16 protein-coding genes are annotated in these 24,753 nt (G+C 54.5%); 1 reads left to right on the top strand and 15 read right to left on the bottom strand.

What is annotated here, in order from left to right; translation table 11 throughout:
• Positions 1–33: 33 nt before the first annotated feature.
• The 9 genes from aroC to IPH75_05775 form a co-directional block, all read right to left on the bottom strand.
• Positions 34–1,230, bottom strand: a complete 1,197-nt coding sequence (gene aroC, locus IPH75_05735; GenBank protein ID MBK7141561.1) for a chorismate synthase — start codon at positions 1,228–1,230, stop codon at positions 34–36.
• 34 nt (positions 1,231–1,264) lie between these two features.
• Complete coding sequence (locus IPH75_05740) at positions 1,265–2,614, bottom strand: HDOD domain-containing protein (protein MBK7141562.1); 1,350 nt, start codon at positions 2,612–2,614, stop codon at positions 1,265–1,267.
• A gap of 64 nt (positions 2,615–2,678) precedes the next feature.
• The gene (locus tag IPH75_05745; GenBank protein MBK7141563.1) at positions 2,679–5,600 is read right to left on the bottom strand and encodes a response regulator; all 2,922 of its coding nucleotides are present in this window, start codon (positions 5,598–5,600) and stop codon (positions 2,679–2,681) included.
• On the bottom strand, positions 5,600–6,868 hold the full coding sequence (miaB, locus tag IPH75_05750; protein ID MBK7141564.1) for a tRNA (N6-isopentenyl adenosine(37)-C2)-methylthiotransferase MiaB: 1,269 nt from the start codon (positions 6,866–6,868) through the stop codon (positions 5,600–5,602). Before miaB ends, IPH75_05745 begins: the two co-directional genes overlap by 1 nt.
• Positions 6,869–7,087: 219 nt before the next feature.
• Positions 7,088–9,319 (bottom strand): putative Ig domain-containing protein, encoded by a 2,232-nt coding sequence (locus tag IPH75_05755; GenBank protein ID MBK7141565.1) that lies wholly within the window; start codon positions 9,317–9,319, stop codon positions 7,088–7,090.
• A 195-nt stretch (positions 9,320–9,514) separates the two neighbouring features.
• Positions 9,515–11,944 (bottom strand): hypothetical protein, encoded by a 2,430-nt coding sequence (locus IPH75_05760; GenBank protein MBK7141566.1) that lies wholly within the window; start codon positions 11,942–11,944, stop codon positions 9,515–9,517.
• 400 nt (positions 11,945–12,344) lie between these two features.
• Complete coding sequence (gene lon, locus IPH75_05765; protein MBK7141567.1) at positions 12,345–14,750, bottom strand: endopeptidase La; 2,406 nt, start codon at positions 14,748–14,750, stop codon at positions 12,345–12,347.
• Positions 14,751–14,947: 197 nt separating this feature from the next.
• Positions 14,948–17,626, bottom strand: a complete 2,679-nt coding sequence (locus IPH75_05770) for a DEAD/DEAH box helicase (GenBank protein ID MBK7141568.1) — start codon at positions 17,624–17,626, stop codon at positions 14,948–14,950.
• A gap of 50 nt (positions 17,627–17,676) precedes the next feature.
• A complete protein-coding gene (locus tag IPH75_05775) occupies positions 17,677–17,928 on the bottom strand; it encodes a hypothetical protein (GenBank protein MBK7141569.1) in 252 nt (83 codons plus the stop codon).
• A 396-nt stretch (positions 17,929–18,324) separates the two neighbouring features.
• On the opposite strand from IPH75_05775, the gene IPH75_05780 reads away from it, so the two are divergent.
• Positions 18,325–20,205, top strand: coding sequence for a choice-of-anchor B family protein (locus tag IPH75_05780; GenBank protein ID MBK7141570.1), 1,881 nt, complete (start codon positions 18,325–18,327; stop codon positions 20,203–20,205).
• Positions 20,206–20,271: 66 nt separating this feature from the next.
• On the opposite strand, the gene IPH75_05785 is transcribed toward IPH75_05780, so the two are convergent.
• From IPH75_05785 to IPH75_05810, 6 genes are all read right to left on the bottom strand, one after another.
• Positions 20,272–21,021 carry an energy transducer TonB gene (locus IPH75_05785; GenBank protein ID MBK7141571.1) on the bottom strand — a complete coding sequence of 250 codons (750 nt, stop codon included), beginning with the start codon at positions 21,019–21,021 and terminating at the stop codon, positions 20,272–20,274.
• A 205-nt stretch (positions 21,022–21,226) separates the two neighbouring features.
• Complete coding sequence (locus IPH75_05790) at positions 21,227–21,967, bottom strand: energy transducer TonB (GenBank protein ID MBK7141572.1); 741 nt, start codon at positions 21,965–21,967, stop codon at positions 21,227–21,229.
• Positions 21,967–22,626, bottom strand: a complete 660-nt coding sequence (locus tag IPH75_05795; GenBank protein ID MBK7141573.1) for a biopolymer transporter ExbD — start codon at positions 22,624–22,626, stop codon at positions 21,967–21,969. Before IPH75_05795 ends, IPH75_05790 begins: the two co-directional genes overlap by 1 nt.
• A 64-nt stretch (positions 22,627–22,690) precedes the next feature.
• Positions 22,691–23,149 (bottom strand): biopolymer transporter ExbD, encoded by a 459-nt coding sequence (locus tag IPH75_05800; protein MBK7141574.1) that lies wholly within the window; start codon positions 23,147–23,149, stop codon positions 22,691–22,693.
• Positions 23,150–23,151: 2 nt separating this feature from the next.
• Positions 23,152–23,913: a MotA/TolQ/ExbB proton channel family protein gene (locus IPH75_05805; protein MBK7141575.1), complete on the bottom strand. Its 762-nt coding sequence runs from the start codon at positions 23,911–23,913 to the stop codon at positions 23,152–23,154.
• A 31-nt stretch (positions 23,914–23,944) separates the two neighbouring features.
• Complete coding sequence (locus tag IPH75_05810; protein MBK7141576.1) at positions 23,945–24,748, bottom strand: hypothetical protein; 804 nt, start codon at positions 24,746–24,748, stop codon at positions 23,945–23,947.
• Positions 24,749–24,753 lie beyond the last annotated feature (5 nt).

Below are 24,753 nucleotides of genomic sequence, written 5' to 3' on the forward strand. Positions count from 1 at the left end.
TTTATCAGATCTGATGAGGGAATTAAACGAGAATTAATACGAGGAGTCAAGAAAGGCGCGATAATTGCGCGAGGTTTCTTCGATATTATCTGAACCGAACTTGGTCAGGAATGCGTCGGCGAGGACGAGCGCCAGAGCCGCCTCGCAGACCACTGCCAAAGCCGGGACGACGCAATTGTCGGTCCGTTCGACCAAGGCCTTGGCTGGCTTTTTGGTTTTGACATCAACAGAATCGAGCGGCTGGTTCAATGTGGAGATCGGCTTGTTGGCCACTCGGATGACCAGGTCTTCGCCGTTGGTAATGCCGGCCTCGAGTCCACCGGCATTATTTGTCTTGCGGTAGAAATGCTTGCGCGTTGCGTACCCTTTTGGGTCGTAGTAGATCTGGTCGTGCACTTTGGAACCACGCAATTCGGCTGACTTAAATCCCTGGCCGATCTCGATCCCCTTAACCGAATGGACGGACATCAAGGCAGATGCGATACGGCCGTCGAGCCGCTGATCCCACTGCGAGAAACCACCGAGTCCGACAGGGAGACCGCGGACTATCAGTTCGACAATCCCGCCAAGCGAATCGCGTTTTTTTTTCGCTTGCCGAATGGCTTCGATCATCTGCTTTTCGGTCGCTTTATGGAGGCAGCGCACTTCCGAGTTTTCAGTGATATCCTGTACTTTGGTCAGATCGGACAGATCTACCTTCTTAGTCATGGCAACTTCGCCGATCCTGACTACGTGTGACGCAAACTGCACGTCAAAGTACTCGAGCAATTGCCGCGCCAGCGAGCCGACTGCTACGCGTGCTGCGGTTTCACGAGCGGAGGCGCGTTCAAGCACATTGCGCAGATCATGATGGTTCCACTTGATCCCCCCCGGAAGATCGGCATGGCCGGGACGAGGCGTGGTGGTATCGTAGGCCAGACGTTGTTTGCGGAGATCCAGTTTTGGTGGGATCGGATCGAACGGGTGCATTATCTCCGTCCAATTCTCCCAGTCCTTGTTGCGAATAACCAGTGAGATCGGCGAGCCAAGTGTCAGTCCGTGGCGGATGCCCGAGACAAACTCAGCGCGATCCTGTTCGATCTTCATGCGCCCGCCGCGGCCATACCCCTTCTGACGGCGAGCCATCTGGAAGGCGATCCGTTCAGGATCGATCGGCAGACCTGCCGGGAGTCCATCGAGAATGGCAGTGAGCTGGGGACCGTGCGATTCGCCGGCTGTCAGGTAACGCAACATGGATAGAATCTATGCTCTGGCAATGGAAAGGTCAACGGGAAGGAACGTCATCCATGGCTGCATCATCGGGGAGGACCAGACCGGAATCCTCGGCCAATTCCTTGACTCTCCGGCTGATCCGGTCATCCAGTTTCATAGCCTGGGACATCGTATAGAACTCGACTTCATCGATAGGCGAAATGTCTTTGATCTCGGCGATGACCGCAACAGTCTTACGAACCGCATTTTCAATGACATCCAGGCTCCCCGGGAGCGATTCGAGTACTTTGGCCGTATCACCACGGTTAAGGCGCTGGCGGAGCAACTGGGTGCGCCCATACATCGCCATAGCGGCATTGTTGACGTAGTGAGAGAGGGTGGCGATAGCGATATTTTTCGATTCGATCATCCCCTTCTCGCGCTCTTCCTTGAGCAGTTTCTGGCTCAGTTCCTGGCGTTCCTGGAAGAGGTTGTGCACGATCAGGTAAGTGCGCCAGATCTCTTTATTTGCGCGCATGAGGAGGTCTTCGACCTTGCCAATATCGGTGTCGAGGAATTCTGCCGCCGCAAGAGCATCGGTCATCAGGGTGACCGAGATCTGCTCGATATCTTCCTTGGAGAGGTTCAAAACCTGCGCGAGCTGATTGGTCCGGGTCATCCGTTCAACCGGGTCCCAGCCGTAGTCATCGGCAGATGCATGCCCCAACAGGCTGGCCAATCGAATCAGGTTGGGAGTGCTGGGTCCGGGAGTAAGATTCGAGAAAACGTGGTGGTCGCGGATCGACTCGCAGATCGCGACCGGCAAACGCCAGCGGATCGACAAGTGATAGCCGACCTCGCAATGATCGGTGCCGAAGACCTGTCGTTCGGCCTCGATAAGGTTATTGGCGCGCACTTTCTTAAGCGCGATCTTCTCATATTGTTCAGGATAGTGATTGATGAAATAGAGTACGCCGACATCATGCAGCAAACCAGCGATAAAGGCTTCATCCGACGCTTTGACAGAGGTGACTTTAGCGATCTTTTCAGCAGCCACGGCGACCGTCAGATTGTCCGCAAACAGATGTTTGGTGTTCACGTACGCGGCGCGCGAGAATCGTTCAGCATTAAATACCGAGGAGGAGAGCGCCATGCACTTGACAGTACTGATCCCGAGCACCTGTACCGCCTGCTGAACGGTGGTGGTGCGACTGAATCTCTGGTAAAAAGATGAATTGGCCAGTTTGAGGATACGGGATGTCAGCGCCGGATCCTTGAGAATGATCCGGGCAAGCGATTCAGTCGAGTAGTTGGCCTTTTCGATCTCCCGGAGAAGTTCGTTCAGGGCCTGCGGCAATGAAAGAATGTCGTCGTTTCGCGAGATATCTTCGAGAATGGTCATTTTATCCATAGGGTAACTCACACCGTTGTTCCCTATGTCGGAAGATTTGGGAGAAAGTTGAGGAAACTGGTTGACCTGTTGCAGGTTAGCCTATTTTTGCGGCCAACGAACGAATAATATCGGTCAGTTGTTCGATCCGGAACGGCTTGAGAAGGATTTCGGTGATTCCGGCAGCATCGATCTCCGACTGGTCAAGGCCTGCCTCCCAACCGGTTACAAGGATAATCGGGACTTGGGGTTGGAAGGCCCGAATCTGACGGGCAACATCAAGGCCGGTAAGGTCCGGCATGGCAAGGTCGGTCAGGATGATGTCAAACTTCCCCGTAGAAGCCATTCTGAGCCCCTCAGAGCCGCTTGAGGCGGTCTGCACGTAATATCCGAGGGATTGGCACATGGCCGAAATCAGATCGAGAATGACCGCCTGATCGTCAATGGCGAGCACCCGCACCTGGCGACCAGATTTCGATGGCTGAGAAGCGGAAGTCGATCCTTTTACCGGAAACTTAAAGCTGAGATAGGCTGGAGTCGGACCGGTCTTGTCGGCCGCAAAATAACAGACACCCTGACTGACAGGTTTCAGAAACATATCGGATGGCCGATGCTGGAACGCCTGATCGGCCGGCAAATAGTCACCAAACGAAGCTACCGATTCCACCGGCGGGAAGTTCTTCCGGTGGCGAGAAATGTCCAGGTAGAGGAAATTCTCTTTCAAATAAGTGGCAATAGAAATGACGTCCTCGTCCGATGCAATCGCCGCAAAACGATTTAGAACGGACTCGAACAAACTTCTTACTTCGGTGTCAGCAAAATGAATGGCAGTCGCTTTGCCAAGTTTCAGGTCAAGCTCACGTGGCCGTCCACCTGCCATATACAGATCGCCGGAGATATGCACTTCTCCAAGTACTGCCTCAACCACATGATTGACTGTTCCGGAGTTTTCATCGGCTGCTACCACCGGTTCGGCCGGAAGGACCAGTGTCCGTTTCACCAGTTTAGCGGCGTGATCCGCTTCAGAAACAATCGACCGCAGCAGAGTCCGCAATTCGCCTGAGACCTCTTCCCTGCCGGCGGCCAGATCAGCTGAACCGATCACGGCGGAGAGATGGTTGTTAAGTTGGTTTATAAGTGGCGCGATCTTCTCGCTATCCCGAGCGGAGAACTCAAACTTCTCGGTCCTGCCCGCCAGAGATGAAAGGTTACTACGCAAGGCATACAGACCAACCGCCAGGGTCAGCAACCGTTCCCACTCCAGTTTTTCGTTTTCGGGGAGGTCATAGAAGAAAAACAGAACCACTTCAGAGAAACCGGTAGGACCTGCCAGCGGACAAGCGGCCATCATTTGCGGAAGTCGCCGTTCGCCAAACACCGAGTGCAGGATCTGTTGCGATGACGGACTGAAAGTCTCGATCGAAGACAGCACGGCGCGCTTTCCATAAACGAATTGCGGTCCACCCTGATTGATCGCTTCACCCACGAGTCCTTCACCAGGTTCAATAAGCAGATCGACCAGGTCGGTCAATTCCGCGCGATATGCATCGCCGGCAGAAAATGAACCGTTGGGGAGACTCAGCAGCGTGATCACCTGAGAATGTGTCGGGAGAATCTCTGCCAGATGGCGCATGAAGTAACCGGCGCGATGGCGTGCCGAATCTTCATCCGTGGGCGGTTCAATGAGCTGAATCACTTTCTCAAAACCGAGGCGGCGGGAAAGATCGCGTCGAGAGGTCTCACGTTGTTGCAGTGCAAATCGAGCGAGCAAACCAAAAAACGCCAAGAGCCGGAGGTCCTGATCGCTGACCACAAACGGTCCCCCGTCTTTGCGCAGCAGAAGCGCATCAGTGGCATCGTTCACTACTGGAAAGACCAGCGATGAACGGACGATCGAGGCATGGCCATCGCGCTCAGTAGATTCATGATTGATGATCAGGGGCTTGCGCCGCTCCAGAGCCTCGGTGAGTGTCAGGCGATATTGTTCGGTAAGATCAGTCAGTGATTCCGTGCCACCATAGACCTGAATGCTGCTGCCGGAAAGACCGCAGAGGTAGACCTCCGATGATCCGGCAAGTCCGACCAATTGGCGACAGAAATCAGGCAGACTTCCAGACCCGGCCAACGATTGCGCCGAGGCAGAGAGCCGATCGATCAAGACGCTCTGGCGGTTATTCACTTGCTCTAATTCGGTCCTGGCGAGCGACAACTCACGTGTCAATCGAGTTGTTCGGATCTTTTCGGCGACCCAGTCAGTGACAGGAGCCAGATAGAGAAGTTCAGCCCGACTGAACGAGCGTGGTTCTTCCGCTAGTAAAACAATGGCGCCGATTTTTTCACTTCCGGAGATCAGCGGGAGTACCAGACTCGACTGAAAACGGGATTGAACCGGCATACCCTTCGCATCGGTCAGTTCGAATGAACCGGCGATCATCGGATCGCCCAGGTCGATCGCTTGCGCGACGGCATTACGTTCAAGCGTAAAATGCTCAAGGTTGGCGATCTCATTCTTGGTCAGATTGGCGGTTGCGCCGAGGATCAGTTGGCGCTTTCCACGATTGATCAGGAAGGTCACCCCTGCCCGTTCGGGAGTCTGCAACAGTATCTCGCGAAGGGCCAAAGAGAGCAATTCCAGCAGTTGATAAGAAGCGCGCGTTTCGAGTTGGAGGGTCTGCAACAGCCCAAGTCGATTCTCCCGGATCTCCAGTTCCTCACGGTTGATGCGCTGGTTATCAGCGAAAAACGCAAGTGCCACGACCACCAGACCGAGACCAATTGCCAGCACAATGTACGCGGCGGCGCTCAGTATCGGATACGCGGTAATGACAAACCAGGTGGAGTAATCGGAGACCGAAGTAAATACATTCCAGGTCGCGACTAATATGATCAGGACCGCTCCGCCGATATAGGCGGCTCTTCCGGCGCCACTGATCCGATGTAGCTGCAGGCGAAGAAAAAGAAAGGTCAGCAAACCTGCCGCCAGCAAGGCCATCGGTATGGTGGTCCAGAGAGTGGTCATCAGTTCAGTTCCGCTATCTCCCCATGGAGGGTGAAAGCATCGGCCGAGTTTACCCTGATAGGGACAACCATTCCGGGCGACAACGGCTCATCAGTCTTAAACAGGATAGTCTTATTTCCTTCGGTTCGCGCGCGCAGATACTCGTCGGAACGCCGCGAGGCTCCTTCGATCAGCGATGACCGCACCTGGCCGATCTCACGTTGGTTCCGATCGTAACTCACCGATTGCTGCAAGGCGATCAGCTTGTTGAGACGGCGAATCTTGTCCTCTTCAGGAACATCATCCGGATACTGTGCGGCGGTGGTTCCCGGACGAACGGAGTACCGGAACATGAAAGCCGAATCGTACTGGACAGCCCTGACGGCATCGAGAGTCGCCTCAAACTCCTCCTCTGTCTCAGTCGGGAATCCGACAATCAAGTCGGTGGTCAGGGAGACATACTCGAGCTTTTTGCGGATATACTCAACGATCCTCAGATAATGCTCGATCGTGTAGATGCGCCCCATCTTCTGCAGGACCCGGTTTGCCCCGGACTGCAGCGGGAGATGGATATGAGGCATCACCTTGGGCTCATCGGCCAGAGTATCGACCAGCTTGCGGGAGAGATCTTTGGGATGGGAGGTCATGAAACGCACCCGCGCAATACCCGTTTCGCGGGAAACGCGAGCAAGCAGTCCGGGAAAGTCCGTCCCGTCAAATTCGTAGCTGTTGACATTCTGTCCCAGCAGTGTGACCTCAACCACTCCCTCATCCACCATCTTCTTGACCGCATCGACAATGTAATCAGCGGAGTGTTCGCGCTCTTTCCCGCGCACGTATGGGACTATGCAATAAGTGCAGTAGTTGTCGCAGCCCCGGGAGATGGTAACAAAACCGGAATAGGGAGTCTCCTTGATCGGCGCGATCATATCCATATTCTCATGACCAAACGCGGTCATGACGGAACTGGTCCCCTCGATTCCCTCGAGAGCGTCGGGGAGTTCAAACAGGCGATCGGTCCCAAGGACAAAGTCAACATGGGGGACCCGCCGTCTCAGATCATCCCCTAGTCGCTGGGCCATGCAGCCAACCACCGCCACCTTCAGGTGCGGCTTTTGCTTTTTGAAGCGGTAGATCTCGCCGAGCCGGCCATACACGCGGTCCTCTGCCTTTTCCCTCACGGAACAGGTATTCAGGATGATCAGGTCGGCCTGGGATTCGTCCGCAACACGCCGGTATCCCCTGGTTATCAGGGTAGACGCCAACGTCGACGAATCGGCGAGATTCATCTGGCAACCGTATGTCGAAATATGAAAGGTTTCTACTTTTTGTGCACTCTTCACGTAGGTACTCCGCGATTGGTATACAGCGGCCCGGACGTAACGTCTCATGATACTTATTCCACAGCGAAAATCAACATAAAAGGGGTCCTCTCCCCTGTCTCTCAGATCCAGCAAAAAGCCCCGGCTTTTGACCGGGGCTGTAAGTCCTGGATGACTAAGAATCGCTTACGGAGCGCAACCCACCTGCATGGTGACATTGCCGACCGTCAGGAAGCTGATCATGGTGCTCAGATCAGAAAGATCGACCACGCATGAGTTGTTGACATCGGCGGTAAGACCGAGCGGAATGGTCTGGCCCGGTATTGTCAGGTAGGCGATTATGAGCGATAAGTCGCTCAAATCGCACTGGGTGAATGACAAATTGACGTCACCGGGGACAAGCTGGCCCGGGCCTATATGAAGGGTAAATGTCGCCTGATCCGAGGTTCCGCCCCAGGTATCCCGATAGCGAATGGTAAACGTGAAACTGCCGGTGTCGGTGGGAAGCCCAGTGATGACTCCTTCGGCATCGATTGACAATCCTGGCGGCAGTGAGCCGGAGAGGAACGTTATGTCCAGAGCACCCTGCGAACCGCGCTGTTCGATGGTATCGCGATATGGGTGATATTGGGCTCCCTCGTCAAGTTCAGGCGTAGTCGTAACAATATACATACCCCAGGTCAGGTCGGTGAGATAGCGAAGGATCCAGCGGTTTGGATCAAACTCAGCGTTCACGACCTGCTTAGGGAGCGTGAGCTTGAACATCTCATCGCGCTCATCTACCATCACCGTCACGGTGTCGTGGGTTCCATCAAGATAATCAATAGCAATATCCACCGGCATGGTGAAGACCTGCGGATTGGTGGTCTGTGTCTGGGCCACGTGGAGGTACAGGTTCCATCCGCCCGGGGTATTTTCGCCATAATACGCGAACTGATAGGCCGGTCGATAGGTACCGTAGATCCACTCCTGGAAAAACCAGTCGAGTTCTTCGCCAGTGGTGACCTCAACCAGATCACGGAACTGCTCAGTGGTCGCTGACTTGTGCTGATACTGCGAGGTGACATAAGCATCCATCGCCTGCGCAAATTTGGTCTCACCCAAAACACCGCGGAGCATATGCACAACCCACGAGCCTTTGTCATAAACGATATTATTGAAGATATTGCCAACGGACGAAGTATCATAGACATAGATCGTGCCGCCGAGAGTGTAGTCCTGCGACTGCATATACGAGTGGTAATTGGTCCATCCGTCGCGGTTGAGGTAATAGACCGCCTCACCGTAGGAGGCAAAGCCCTCATTCAACCAGATATGGCCCCAGTTATTACATGTGATCATATCACCGAACCACTGGTGAGTTAACTCGTGGACAACCACCGCTTCTGAGAACCCAAAGTTTGAGCCGGTCATAGAGGTCATGGTCTGATGTTCCATCCCTCCACCCCATTCAAAGTTTGAGTGACCGTACTTTTCATCCAGAAACGGGTATGGCCCAAAAGTTTCAGAGAGTAGCGAGATCGCGTTGGGAGTAATTCCCCATCGCGGAAGCGCATATGAATATCTATCCGGGTAAGTGGCATGAACAACCGGCATAGTATCAAGGCCGCCGTTGTAAATGTAGTTGTTCGTCCAGACAGTGTACTTGGAGCAGGCGACCGAGAATAGATACGACGCCATCGGGTATCGGACGCAGTAGTAGTATGTACGAGTATTGGTGCTCAATATGGTGGAATCAAGGGTACCGTTGGAGCCGACATAGAAAGCGCTGTCGACCTGGATCGCGATATTGAACGAATCCGCTTTGTCATCCATACGGTCTTTGCAGGGCCACCAGGTGCGGGCATAGTACGGTTCGGATAATGACGACATCACCTTGCCGCTCGTACGAGTATCAAAAGCAAACGCCTGGAAGCCGCCCTCGATCGGATGACCGTGATAATGAACGGTCATTTCAAACTGCTCACCGGTGTTATAGGCATGGTCCAGGTCGATAGTGACAACATTGGTGGTTCGCGAATAGGTGCGGGTCCCCCCCGGCCATGTGATCGAGTCGATTGTCATATTGTCATAGAAGTCGACCTGCACTTGGGACACGTTGTCTTCGGCAGCTGCAGCTACAATACGAACAGTGCCGTAAATGATCTCCGTAGTATCGTTGATACGCATGCGAACATCATAGAAACCAACATCGTAGTTGGTTTGCGTGTTGGCCATCGGGGCGGTGGCAATCCGCTGAGTGGCAAAACGTTCGCTGAGCAATGCGCGGCTTTTGGCGAGCGACATCTGCTGGTGGATCTGAGAGGACGGGACATTGGTCCAGTCGGTGTCGGAGACTGAGTCTGCACTGGCAGTTATGGCGGTTGTCAGGAGAAACAGGGTGAGGATTAGCAGAAACCGGGGCGAGACCAATTTCACAGAAGACCTCCAAGGTGTGTATCGTTTCGTCGGATGGCAGGAAAAGTTCGCCGACCATCTAATCCAGCCTGCAATATAGCGTATATCGGCTAATTGTCAACGAGTTACAGCGACAACGGGACCAGAATTGTCCATTAAAAAGGCGCCGTGACAAGTCACGACGCCTTCGAAGTTAAGCCAGAGTCTGGCATCCGATTACGGATTGCCGCAGATGATCGTCGGCGAACTTACGAAGTATGCTATCAGGCGAGTCAGATCGGAAAGGTCGACTGTTCCCGAACAGTCCGTATCTCCGACTCGATACTCCGGTAAAGGAGCCGGAGCGCCAAGAATCATATAATTGATCATCCATGAAAGATCAGTTAGGTCGAGTTTGCCGTCCCAGTTCATGTCACCATGATATCGCCAGATACGTAAAGTAACCGGTATCTGCTGCGGACCGGCAGGGTCAAGCGGCGCACTGACCTGGAAAGTGTCAACATACGTACCGAGAGTCAGATCGTCGATCGCCATGATCGCCTGGAACGCACCGGGAGTACTTCCGGAAGGCGGTGCAGCAGCCATCCAATCGATTTCTTCATCCACGGTCCAGGGCATGCATCCCTGATTCTCGTTACTTACAAATACCGAAATCGCCACCGGTCCCGTCTGCTCCTGTCGCGGGATGACAATAGATGTGCGCGAGAGCGCCATTGTCGCCGGTGCATTCTCATCAATCCTAGTGTACTTGAGGATCACCGTTCGCGGAGAGTTGTACGTGAAATCCGCCCAGACAATGATCGTATCGTAGTAGGTGCCTGGGGCAAGACTACCTCGCAGATCGGTTACTGAAAACGTGCGTGGGATATTTCCCTGCGCAGGGGTTACGGTGGCAAGGTCAGACTCGAAGTCGACATTCGCCATCTTTGGAGCATCTCCACCTAAATTACTTACCACAAACGTGGCCGAGGCTACCGGCCACTCATCAGTCGCACATCCATATGACGTAATTGAAACCGTGTCTGTAGAGACATGCAGCACGGCTGGGTTTTCGATTATCTTGAAATGAAAGATCACCGGATAAGGAGAGTTGATCGCCTCCGGCGAACTGACCCAGAGAGTATCGAAATATTCGTCGCCGACCGCACCACCCAGGACCTTGAAAGTCAGATGCACTGAGTCGGGCGCAGAGCCGCTCAGCGGTGTTACCGTGAACAGTCGGGTTGATGTCTCAGACAGTGTATATGTCATGCTTCCAACACCGGCATTGCGGATATAGATCGAACGCGGCTGCGCATTGTCAGGTGCATCTACAATGATATGATTGACCTGAGAATCAACTGCGATCATGGGCAGACTGGAACCCAGGGACAATTTCACCGGGATTCTGACCGGATCATTGGTCGCCGCCGGATCACTTACGACAATTGTGTCATAGAAATCACCAACTCCGAGTGCTGAGATGTCAGTTGAGACAGTCACCAGCGTCGAATCAATGCCGTTCGACGGACTGACTGCAAGCCAGGGGCCGGCCCAGGTCGAAGTCCAGTTGAGTGTCCCGCCCCCCGTGTTTTTGATGATCATTGTCTGCGAAGGCGGATTTGATCCACCGGTCAATCCGACAAAATTGAAAGATGATTTGTTCGTGGCAATCACCGGAGCGGGAGCTGCGATCGTCAGCGTCACCTTTTCATACAGCGGTGAATTGAAAGCGCCAGCCGATTGGACGGCGATCGAATCGACATACACTCCGGGAGCGAGGCCGGTAATATTCATCGTGACTGTGATAGTCCGCGGCGTGATCCCAGAAGATGGGGTTTTGACTATCCAGGGAGCATTTTCTACCAAAGTAAAGGCAAGATTGTCCCCCTGACCATCGCCGGTTGACGAAACCACAAACGTCTGTGCTGGCGGCGTTGAGCCGCCTTCGATGGCGCCAAAGCCAAGTGAATCGACCGAGAGCTCCAGAGCCGGAGCGTAGATCTCAAAACAGTAACCCGAGCCGGCCCGTTCACCGCCAACACCAGGGGAGTATGGCTGACCGGGAAGCCCCTGGAACTGGGGGTAGAAATCAACCAGGTTCTGGCCGACCCAAACCCATGTACCGCCCTCGAACCAGAGCGCGGAATCAAGGCAGATATGCTTGCCGGCGGCGCTCAGATCGCCGTCAAACCATGCGGTGATGGCAAAGACCGAATCGTTCCAGGTCGTAGGCATCTGCCGAGTAGCACGAGTCGGATTTCCGGCGGCAAGAAAGCCCAAGGTATCATCGGATCCGTTGCAGTCGAATTCGTTGAAGGCGTATGTGATATCGAAGAACGGTAAGAAGTATGCAGAGACGTCGTCGCTGGGATCGCCCGGCGTGCCGCCATCATCATTCGGTCCGATCGAATCTATAGTGGTGCTATCCCACGTCGCTCCATCGGGCGAAGACAATTTGAATCCGTTGGAGACGTTGCACTTTTGTCCGGTGGTGTTATTGTAATTGATTATGAACCGGAGATTGGCGCCGGCCTGGACCTGCGTGCCGCTGATCAATCCGTCGACCTGTCGGATGGAGACCACGCCCTGCTGCGCTTCGGCAACTCCTGCAATTAGCGCTACGAGCGCAACGGACAGGAAGAGATTCTTCCATGAAAACCGCATGTGTGTCACTCCGTGGTTTGGGTGAAAAAGAAGTAGACCTTTGACGGGTACATCTTCGCTATTCGTCCTGAACGAATCTATCTGTAAATGTGACTGAACGAAGGGACAGAGGCCGCCAATCCAATTCGTCGATTTGCCAGGCAACAATCGAGCCGCAGAGAATTCGTTGGCTGTTGCCTAATCGAATCTGGTGTACGTGCAGGAACTGCCCCGCCGAATATCCTCTTAATGCGAGCATGCGATGTCCCCGGATACCTCAACATCGCTACGGAATTGTATGGAAATGCGAACCTTTTCTATGGCAGCAATATACAGGCGTTCACACGCGGCTGTCAAGCAAAATGCGGAGAGGGAAAACCGGATTAACCAGAAGCTAACGGAGAATCTTGTGGGGATCGAGCTACTTTTTCTTACGACGAGCTGCGGCGGCGGCGGCAGCACGAGGTTTTTGACGGGCCGCTCTTTTCTTGCGGGACCGTGCGATCTCGCGGGCGAAGATCTTCTCTAATGTGTAGGTTGAAGGCTGGAAGTCAAGTAGGCAGAGTTCAAAGAGTTCGTCGACTCGTTCGATAAAGACGAATTTGGTCTTCCGGATTATCTCTCTCGGAAGATCCTTGACATCTTTCTCATTCTCTTTCGGCATTGCGATCTCAAATATCCCGGCGCGATAGGCGGCCGAGATCTTTTCCTTGATTCCGGCAACCGGCAGGACACGACCCCGCAGGGTTACCTCCCCGGTCAGCGCGATATCGTTGCGAATCGGCCGCTCCGACATCACCGAAGCTATCACCAGACAGACTGTTACACCGGCGGAAGGACCGTCCTTGGGAATGGCGCCAGACGGAAAGTGAATGTGAATATCATATTCATTGAAATCGTTGGTATCTATTCCCAGGATATCGGCCTTGGAGCGAACGTATGAGTGGGCGGCCTGAATCGATTCGCGCATCACATCGCCGAGCGATCCAGTAGTGATGATCTGCCCCTCCCCTTTCATCTTGAGCCCTTCGATGAACATCAGCTCCCCGCCAGCGCCGGTCCAGGCTAGTCCCGCGGCCGTGCCGATCTCCGGTTCCTTCTCCGCCTTTTCAGGGATAAAGATCGGAGTCCCAAGATAGGTGTCGAGGTTCTTCTCGTTGATCACCCAGGCTTGTTTGCTTTTTTCCGCCTTTTCCAGGGCGATCTTGCGGCAGATCTTTTCGATCTGCTGGGAGAAAACAAGCAGTCCGGCCTCTTGAGTGTAGCTGGAAATGAGGCGGCCAAGTGTTTTCTCGTTCATCCGAACCTGAGATTTAAGCAAGCCATGTCGCTTGAGCAAACGCGGTATAATATAGCGCCGGGCGATAACGATCTTCTCCCGCTCGATATAGCCGGGAAATTCGACGATCTCAAGTCGCGGCACAAACTGCTCGGGCAGTTCTTCAAATGAACGGACAGAGCAGATAAAAAAGACTTTGCTCAGGTCGAACGGCACGCCAACATAACTGTCGAGAAACCGGTTGTTGCGCCGGTTATCGATCGCCTCGAGCAGCCCCATATTGACCGAGCTGTCATTCTCGACATTGAAATAATCCAGATCCTCTATCAGCACAACCGGATCGCTGGCTCCAACCTCGCGCAAGGTACGAATGATCCGACCAGGAGTTGCACCCGGCCAGGTACGCGCGGTACCTTTGAGATCCGTGACTTCCGATATCCCGCCGACAGAGATCCGAACGAACTGCTTTCCAAGTGCCCGTGCAATCGCCTTGGCAAGTGAAGCTTTACCGGTCCCCGGAGCACCGACAAGGCAAAGAGTCGGGCCTTCGTCCGCTCCGCCAAGCAGTTTGCGAACCGAGAGTCGTTGCATGATCTGCTCTTTAAGCGCAGTCGGGCCGTAGTAGTCTGTCGAGAGAATATGCTCCACCTCAGCCATGGTGTAGTTTTCAGGAGAGGTCTTCCCCCATGGTAAGGTCAACAGCCATTCCAGATAATTCTTGGTAGTTCCAAATTCGGCCGTTGCCGGTGAGAGTTCGCTCAGGCGATCGATCTCGATGCGCGCGCGCGCAACCACTTCGGGAGGAAGCTGCGACGCTGCTTTGAGCGCCTTGCGCAAACGAGCCGCTTCTTTCTCCTCGGTCAGATCCTCACCCAGTTGTCGCTTGATCTCGAACAATTGCTGTTTCAGGAAGTAGCGGTGCTGTTCTTCCTCGATCCGCTTGCGGGCATTTTCGTTGATATTCAATACTGTGGTGACACGATGCATTTCGCCATGCAGCAGATTCAACAGCCGATCATAGCGAATCTCCAGACCGATGCTTTCCAGCAAGTCCTGTTTTGCCTGCAGGGAGAAATGGAACGACGATGCGATCCGGTCTGCAAGTGCTGATGGATCCTCGAGATTCATTTTGAGGACATTGAGAAGTTCCGGAGAATAGATCGGGTCGAGATGGGTGATCTCGCCGACAATCGTGATCGCGGCATCCATGCGTGATTTGATATTCTTGAGAACGAAAGTCGGCTGATCAATTCCCGTCACCGTGCCGATCAAAAACGGTTGTTCTTTGATGATGGCGGAGATCGAGGCCCGCTTGAGTCCTTCCAAAGTGACCAGCATTGAGCCGCCCGGACCTTCTTTGTGATCGACCACGCGCGCGAAGACGCCAACCTGATGAATGGGGGATTCGGTATTGGTATCTACTTCGGCGTGAGCATACGAGGCGACGAAGTCGCGTTTGGACGCAACACATTCTTCGACCAACGCGCGATTCTCAGGTCGTCCGATCTGGACAGTCAACATCATCCCCGGAAACAGTACCCCCGTCATGAGGGGTAGAATCGGGTACTCGTCGGAGGAGTCAGTCGTTACGACTGGCAGTCGGTGTCGTGCTCGAATTATCATAGTCATGCCGGTTGTACCACCATTATCGGAGCAATCCGATGATTCTCTATTAAAAGACCGGCATTTTGCGCCCAGTGTCAAAGGCAATTTATAACTCTATGGGCGCCAAGGGCTCCCTCCCCTTAGCAGGGAAGGGAGTTGCCGGGCATCGCCGCGACCGGATTGGCGCATAACTGCTGAACCTCGAAATCGGGATAATGACGAAGGTTCTGGTAGTTGATGCTGATCGAGCGCGGATCAATATCGAGCCGATAGTAACCGAGTCGATTGTTCTCAAAGACCTGCCAGTTCGACGGGTAACCGGCACCGATCTCTGACTTGAGCCGATAGAGATAGCGCGCTTGATTAAAGCCGGCCTCAAGATCCTCCTTGAAGATCCAGCCACTATCCCGACCGACTCGCGACCAGGCAAGTTTGGTCAGATACTTGAATGACTTGCCGGTCAGACGGACTGGGAATCCATTGATCCTGACCAGGTAGCGGTCTCCCTCGTAGGTCCCATCGATCTCGATCTGGTGTGGAACCGTACCGACCGACCCGAGTCCCGGCATAGTTCCCTTGATCTCAGACTGTTGTCTCAACATGGTCAATTCCTCCTGAAAAAGCGTTCCCCTGTCTCCAGGGAGTGTGAGTTTTTGTATATCAGCATGGTCAGCATCGAGGAGATCACCCAGATGGGTGAAGCCGGCTTTATGGAGCGCCAGAAAATCCGGCCGTTTTAGCAGATGCCCGAACTGGTCGTTGATCTCTTTCATCTCAACCGGAAGCCCGTTCCTCAGACTGAAGGCATGGCCGTGGAGCAGTTCGATCGACGGGTGCCCCGCCTCGCGGGCCTCGAGCAACGAGGTCAGGCCATTCACCAGATGTGATGCATTCTCCGCGAGAGAGATCACCTGACCGAGATGCATCTGATAGCGTTCTTCGATCTGCTGGGCCGAGGCGAGTCGACACCAGTCATCCAGCAACAGGGCTGCTTTGAGTGCGGCCGCAGTGCGGTAATCCAGCGGCTCGCGACGATGATTCTCCGGCAAGAGGAACCCGACTTCATCGAGTCCAAAATCAAACCGCTGATAGAGCATCTTGACCGGCAGATTCTCCCGATACTCCAGACGGGTCAGGATACCGGGCGGAAGGTTCCAGTCGGATGAACTGAGCGCCAGGGCGGTCCAGCCGAAAAGCGACTGAGGTATGTTCAGATCGAGCTGTTGCAGGAAATGATCTGCTTCGGCAACCGTCAGACCGGCGCGCACCACCGCCTGACCGAGCGAGGTCGCCCAGAGATGATCGCCGGAATCAGCGCAATCGATCAGGCCGCGTTGATGCAGATGGCCAAGTGAAGGTTCAAGTTCTAGCCTGGCATCGGGATGACGGGTGAAATAGAAGTTCTGCTTGAGCGAGTGAGTCAATTGCTCCAGACTCTCCCCTAACTTTGCCACCACCAGATGAAGCAGCCAGTCCTCGAGCGGCAGAGTCTGAAAAGCAGATTCAAATGGCTCGGCCGTGTCGTTATTGATATAGGCATCCCAGAGGATGTCACCATCAAAGCCGGACTCGGCCAGCACAATGGCACGGGCCGGGCGGTGGGTCTGACAGCCAAGGCGACCTGCCCGTCCGGTGATATTATCAAACTCCGCGCGTGAGATCGGCACCAGGCGGGGACGTCCGCCATACGCACCAGTCGTATATTTGACCGTCTCCAGATAGACCGTGTCGGCGGGGAGGTTGATCCCGAGCGCCAAGGTGGTGGTGGTAAAAAGGACCGATACCTCGCGGCGACGGAAAGCTCGCTCTACGGCCAGCCGTTGATCCGAAGAGAGATCCGAATTATGAAAAGCAACACCCCGTCCCAGGGCCTGCTTGAGTGAACGGACCAGATAAGAAGGTTCTTCATCGGCAAGTGCATCGAGCGCTTGTGTTGCGGACGGCCAATGCGAGGTCGCGGCCAGTCGCAACGCCATATCCACCGTATCACGCCGGGATTTCATAAAGACCAGCGTAGAACCGGTATCTTCGCGCAGTGACTTGAGGAACGCGGTGCGGGCTTCGGGCCCCTGTTCCAGACGAATGAACGGAAGTTGCTGGTCTTCCCCGCTGTTGTAGGAGCGCAGCCGTAACGCACCATCGGCTGCGACTCCACGCATCAACTCCACCGGTCGGGCGGTCTCACAGACCAGATCCGCGTCGAGCCAGCGAGCTAATTCTGTCGATGCTTCCCGACCGATCACCGCCGAAAGCGCCAGCAGGGTCGGACGATACGATGATGCCCGCAGTTTGGTCAGCAACCGTTCGAGCATCGCGCCACGGAACGGCTCGGCCAGCATCTGCAGTTCATCGATCACCACCAGCCCGATCGAGCGAAGCGTATCAAGCTGGGTAGCGAGCAACAGATCGAATTTCTCGTAGATGGCGATCGCGAGATGGAAATCACCGTCGAGGAATTTCCGGTCATTTTCCGGATGGTCGCCGGTGACGATCAGACAGGAAAGACCGAGCGCGCGATAACAGCCGCCGATCTGACGATATTTTTCTTCGGCCAGCGCTTTGAGGGGAAACAGCATCACCACTTTCTGACGCAACATGAGCGCCCGGGCCGCTGCCAACTCCGCGCAGAACGATTTGCCGGACGAGGTCGGCGCCGTGACGATCAGGTTCGGCATCCGCTGATCGGACTGCCGGTCGCCCAACAGACCGTGCTGGATCGCCTGGCGCTGTACCGGGAGCAACCGCTCCCCCTGACGTTGCCGCCAGAGGTCGAGGATCCGTCGCGGGATCCGATGTCTTTCCAGATCGCTCAATTGCATAGCCTGATTCTCCCCTATTGATTGGTTGCCCGAAACCGCTCATCCGGTGGTTATTCTCCACAACTCCCGTAGCCGCATGATGGGCAGCTCATACAGGTTCCAAGCCGGACCATGCCGAGCCCGCAATCCGGGCAGGTCCCGGCATTGGAATACCGGCAACTATCGCCCGAACGGCCGGCATTGGATTGCCAGATATGGCCGACAAAATCCGACCAGGCGGAAGCTTCAAAAAGCGGAGCGCTGATGTCGAGACTGCTGAGGACAGCAGCGTTGGGTTGACTGACAAATTCAGAACCATTCATCGGGTATTCCCTCTGCTGTGTAGGTTGATTGCTGTGAAACGAGTATACTGCACATTTGTGCAGTTGTCAAGAGGGAGGACGGAAAAAAAACAAAAAAGCCGAGCTATGGTCACAACCGAAAGGGCATTCACTTCCGCAATCCATTACTTATCAATCGTTTACTACAAACAGCCGAAAAACACCAGAATTCCCCCAGGCCGCCTCTCCCCTGAATCGTCAGTCCACCAAAAGCCGAACAACGCGCTCGCAACCGATGCCGACACAACACCAACATGGGCTACTAAGCTCTATTTTGAATTGACTTATCAGGCATTCACCATATTTTAAAGTGTATCCGCCAAAGTCTCGCAAAGTTGCCGGCCAGTCCGGGTAACCAAATCAAGGATTGAGGTTCGCATGAAGTCGCTGTCGCGTACGACATTTATCTCCTATTGCTTGTTACTGCTGATCGCCATACCGGCAGTACAAGGAATACCGATCAGTATCCTCAAAGACTCAGTCGCCATGAGCCAGATCAAGCCGGGTGGACGAACGGAGTCACCGGTTGACGCCACTGCAATGCTGGGGGCAGCCGCACCCGACAGTACCTTCTCGCTTTGTCTCCAAAGTACGATCACGCCGGATCAGAATTTCGGTGGCACCGACTGCTGGGGATGGGAAGATGTTGATGGCAAGGAGTACGCTATCATGGGGGTCGCAACCGGGATCGTTTTTGTCGATGCGCAAACGATGCAGGTAAAGGACCTGATCCCGGGACCACAAACGGGCTGCGGGTCAATTCGGTGGCGAGATATCAAGAATTACGGCAAATACTGCTACGCCGTCTCAGAGTGTGCCGGAACCAACCAGGGCATGATGATCATGGATATGAGTTTCCTGCCGGACAGTGTCAGATATATCGGAAGCTTTTCTACCGTCAGCGATATCCGCTGCCACAATATCTCGATAGACACGGCCAAAGGATATGCCTATCTGGTCAAACAGAACTACTCCGGCTTCCGGATCGTCCGACTGACCAATCCGACCGCACCGGTTGAGATCGGCACGGTGGTGACCGGAGATTGTCATGATGTTTTCGCGCGCAATGACACCGTCTGGGTCGCCGAGGGAACAATGGGAAGCTGGGCGATGTACGATCTGGCCAACAAAAACAGCCCGCAACTGATCACGCGCGTGCATGTTCCGAATCCGGGATATGTCCATAATATCTGGCCGACCGAAGATGGAAAGTATGCCGGCACGACCGAAGAGACCGCCAGTAAGACAGTGAAATTCTGGGATATCGAGGACCCGCTGAATGTCTTTCTGGCAGGCGAGTACCTCGCGCCGAGCGGCCTGTGCCACAATGTACATATGCAGTCAGGAATGGCGTTTATGTCGCACTATGAATCAGGCGTGGCCGTTGTTGACATGACCGATCCTTCACTGGCCGATGAAACCGCTCTGTTCGATACCTATGCGACCAGTGAAGCGGCACAGTTCAACGGTGCCTGGGGGGTCTTCCCACACACGCGCACCGGCAAGGTATACGCTTCCAACCTCGACGGTCGACTGTTTGTGTTTCTCAGTAGGACTGAACAACTCCTGGATACGCTGGAGGTATCATCGGTCTCTACCAACCCGGGTGAGCAGATCACGGTCGATATCAGTGTTGAGAACGATGTCTCTGCGCACGGCTTCGTTTTGCCGATCGATTGGACCGGCCCCTATGGACTCAGTTTTGATTCTGCCTCGACGTTTGGACTGCGCACCAGCTATTTCGAGGATTTCAATTATCTGGGGTACGATCTCGCCAACTCACGTATTGCGGTTGAAATGAAGGCGTCGTCATTTGGGACCTCGCCCGACCTTCCGCCAGGCTCCGGGCCGGTGCTTCGCCTCTATTTCACGGTTCCGCCTGGTGCCGCCGGTGACAGTAACCTGGTCAGATTGGCTCCCTATGCGGCGCCAAACACGATCTATCCGTCAATGATGACCCAGTGTTTCAACCTGCAAGTCCCCTTGCATGCGGGAAATGTGACGCTCGGTACAGGAAGTGGCTGTTGTATCAATCGACGCGGAAACGCCAACGGCTCGATCGGCGATGGTGTTGATCTCTCGGATCTCAGCACGATCATCTCTTTCCTGACTGTCTCAGGTTCGGGGATCGTCTTTCCCTGTGGCGACGAGGCGAATGTCGATGGTTCTGTAAATGGGCTGGTCGATCTAACGGACCTCAGTCTGATGATCTCCTACCTGACCGTGACGCCGCAGCCGGTTTTGCCGCTCTGTCCATGATTTATGCTTGTCGATCAGAGCGAAAGAGCCACCCCCATCGGGTGGCTCTTCTGTTAGGAGAGAGTCTTATCGATCGACCTTGAAATCAACTTTGTAGGTAACCCAGCACTTGACCGGAATTCCGTTCTGGACGCCCGGACTAAAGACGTTTTTATAGGCAGCGCGAACCGCCGCTTCATCGAGAATGGATGATCCGGAACTGACCAGTACCCGAGCATCGATCACTTTCCCCTCCTGATCCAACAACGCCTTGATGACGACTCGTCCTGTAGTGCCGGTGGCACGAGCGATACTGGGATAGACGGGCGTCTCCATATGGATCATCTGCGGGTAAACCTCCAGAACAACAAACGAATCGATATCCGGCAGGTAATCGTCCCCAAACAACGCCGTGGTATCGATACCTGAGCCATCGAAACCGGTATCCCCGGCGATATTATAATCGCTAAGGTCGTTTCGGCTCGGCAGCACTTCCTCCGGCTGGTCGTCATTCCAGGACGAATCAACGACAGCCACTATCTGATTGGTGATTGTCTGCTGCGGCGGCGGGGCAACCGGCTGTTGCGGTGCACGTGGCTGCTCCAGCGGTGGCGGATTGGGGAGTCTGATGATCGTCACCACCTTCTCCTCTTCCGGTCCAACGGGCAGGACTACCATTGTCTGCCCGAAGAGGGCATCAAGTGCCAGCGGTAGAGTAAGCGCCAGCGTCACGATCATCAGCAATCCGAGATGGCCGATCATCATGTTCCGCTGATAATGCGCTTTCAGTTCGAACGCGCCGTACGGCATGTTCCGCGAGTGGTTCAGGGTAAACATTGCGCACCTCCCGAAGTTAAAGCTGCCTCTTCCCTTCTTACCGGGGAGCAGGCTGAATCTTCCCTGATCGATGCATCATGGTGTTGGATGGTCCTCTTAATAAGAGGACGAGGCCAAGGGGAAAGATGTGGAGCGATCTGCGCAAAAAAAGAAACGGCGATAGTCAGGTTTGACTACCGCCGTGATACTTACGAAACGTAAACGATCAACTGTCGGTCAGCTTAAAGTCCACTTTGTAGGAGACCCAGCAGGCGACCGGCTTGCCGTTCTGAATACCCGGTTTGAACTTGTTTTTGTACGCCGCTTTAACCGCTTCTTCGTCCAGAGATTGCGTCCCGGACGTTTTGGCGACCTTAGCCTGACGCACATTCCCTTCCTTGTCAACCAGAGCCTGAACCCAAACCGTACCGGTCAAACCGGCGGTTTTGGCCAGGCGGGGATATTCCGGCTGTTGCTGGAAGATCATTTCCGGGAGGATCTCAACTGGCACGAATTCATCCGCTCCCGGGAGATATTCGTCTTCGTTGATGTCCACCACGATATTCTGATCTCCGTCGCCAGCAGTGACATCAGGGGCGACGATCTCGGCCAGTTCCTCACGTGTAGCGAGCTGGACCTCTTCGTCCTGTACTTCTTCGTCAGCGACCGGCTTCGGGATACCGACTTTGGGGGCCGCGACATTCGGGTTCTGGATCTTCACTTCCGGCGGGCGCTTGACCACGGTCGGAGGCGGACCCAGTTCCGCGATCGTCTTGATACGGACCTCGGCAACAGCGACGACATCTTCGTCAGCAGTCACCATCTTCCAGATCTGGATGCCGAGAATGATCAGGACGATCAGGGCGACGACTGAGCCAGTACCGACCAGAATATTGCGCTGGTACTTGGCCTTTAATTCGTACGCACCATAGGGCGACCAGAGGGCGTTGTTGGAGTATGAAGCCATTATAACTGACCTCGTGCTTGGGCAGCGAGCTGAGCGTCTATCATGATCTTATCATCCCGCTCTTCCCACTTACCCGTGGCATATCGATACGAGAACTTCTTGTCTTTCGGCAAGTCTTTCACGTCCACTTTCAGTTCTCTGGCCGTATACGCGTTCCAGGAACGTTCCAATAGATCGATCTCGTCAAGGATGTTGACCAGATCCTCATAGTTCGCCTGCCTGTTGATGAGCACCAGCGTGTTCAGCTTCGGATTATCCTGGTTCAATTTACGAAGCAGGTTACGAAGCGAATCGCTGTTGACGATATACGCCACCGAATCCGGTTTTTTGTCGGTACTCGGGATCAACTGCGGCAGGTTGGTCGGAGACTCGATCTTGGTGTTCCACCAGAAGCGCCCTTCGCTGTCGACACGAACGGTCAACAGGTTGGACTCTTTGACGACCGTCGTATCGTCGTCCGGCGTATCATCCTTGGGCGGGAGGTTGATCTCCATCGCCTGCGGCATCGCGAACACCGTCGAGACCATATAAAAAATCAGCAACAGAAAGGCGATATCCACCATCGGCGTCATATCGATACGGATACCGATACGGCGCTTCGGGCGTCTTAACCCCTTGTGTTTGCCTTTTTTCTCTCGTTGTACAACGTCACCGGCCATTTGGCCTCTTCTCCTCTCGGCAGTCCGTCCAGGTTATGGTCGGACTGGTAAAGGTCGCCTGCGATCAGGTCGTTTCTTGTTCAGTAATGATCAGGAATCGGGTCATATCCTTTTCCTGCATGGCGTCCATCACATCCTGCATCAGGCCAAAACTGGCCCGCTTGTCCGCTTTGACCACAACGAGCGCCCTGATGTTCTTGGCGCGGGCCCGGACCAGTTCGTTGCCGACATCGGCTGAAGAAACGGTCATGACGCGGCGGACATTCGAGACGATATCCTGGCCATCGATGTTGATCGTGCCTTTCTCAACATAATCGACGTAGACAGAGTCGTACTTGGTTACCGTGACATTGATAATATCTTTGTCCGGCAGCTCGATCTGCGAGTGTGACGACGGCAGTTCGACCGCCCGGGCTTCCGGTGGTTTGAACTGAGTAGTCGCCATATAGAAGATCAACAACAGGAAGGCGATATCGACCATGGGGGTCATGTCGATACGTATGCCAACTCTGCGCTTGGACATTATCAGGCACCTTCCTTAGCGCGGATGATCTGCATCACTTCGAAGGTCGCTTCGTCAGTGGTGTAGTTAAACGCGTCTACCTTATTAACAAAGAAGTTGTAGTAGAAGATTCCAAGAATACCGGAAATAAGACCGCCGGCCGTATTGACCAGAGCCTCGGAAATACCGGTGGCGAGTGCGTTGGCGTCGATCACGCCGCCTTCGACGTTACCGGTCGCGGCGAACGCACGGATCATTCCGATCGTCGTACCAAGTAGCCCGATCATCGTGGCGATCGATGCGATGGTTGACATGGCGATCAGGTTACGCTCAAGCAGTGGTCCTTCAAGGGCGTTGGCCTCTTCAATGGCCGTCTGGGTGAGCTGGATGCGCTTTTCAGCATTTAGCGTCTTGTCGGCGCGAACTTCGCGATACCGCTCAATGCCGGCGCGCAGGACGTTGGCAGTGGTGCCACGCTGCTTGTCGCAAGCGGCCAGGGCGCCGTCAAAGTCGTCGGACTGCAACAAAGTGATCAGTTTCTTGAAGAAAACCTGAACCGAGCTTTTCCCCTTGGCGTTGCCGTACAGGGACATGTAGCGCTCGATCACGAACACGATCAGCATGCAGAGCACCATGATCAGGATAACGACCAGCGGTCCACCCTTGTAGACTGAGTGCATGATGGTGCCTTCCGGCGCCGGTTTGAACACTCCATAAAAAAGCCCCAAGCCGACAGCCAGTGCCACCAGCGAGTTCAGCGTTACGAACATTGTCTGTTTAACCACGAGAACACATCCTCCAGTTATGAATACGCAATCAGATTTCTATACCTTTGAGCGCCATCAAAACAAACGCGCCAACCGTCAACACCAGTCCATAGCTGAGGACCGAAATGAAAACGTCGGGACCATAGCTGGTTCCCAGATTGGCGTAGCTGCTCGCTGCGCTCGATCCGTATCCTCCGCCCAAAAACGAGACGACCAGGGCCGCGACAAACAGGATCACCGGGACCCAATTCAGTCGCAGCAGCTTTTTGAGCTCCAAGGCGGTCTGGTCATTCAGCGCCTTCACCTTGAAGAGATTAATTAACATGTAAATGGGAAGAGCAATTGCGGAGAGAGCGAACAGCAGACCGAACAACCCGGTCAGCATCAGTCCAAAACCGCCACTGAAGACGGTGCCAAGTGAACCGAACGAGCCGATCCCGGTGGTCGTCTCTGTAATCCGCTCAACTTTCTTGCGAGGTTGCGCGGCATGCAGTACTTCGCCCCGCTCGTCATCAGCCTTGGCCACGGATGCCGTCGAGGTGGACTCGACCACCTTTTCCTGGTAGACCGTGAACCACGGAAGGAAAAGCGAAACGAGAATAACCAGCGATGCCAGCACCAATACCCATCGCTCATACCCCGAGATACGCTCGATCATGAGCGAGCAGTGTTCGCGCAGCCGTTCGCCGCGGGACCGTCGAGCGACAAGGTTGTCGACCAACTTGGTCTTCTCGGCTTCGGAGCTGAACAGGTCTCCCGGTTTTCCGGGGAAGACATCGAATCCAATATAATGGAAGCGGTCATCCACCGAAATACGGCGTTGAGCGGCGGGTTGTTTATCTTGGTCAGCCATTAAAA

Source organism: bacterium, from assembly GCA_016708025.1.
Classification (GTDB): Bacteria; Zixibacteria; MSB-5A5; order GN15; family FEB-12; genus FEB-12.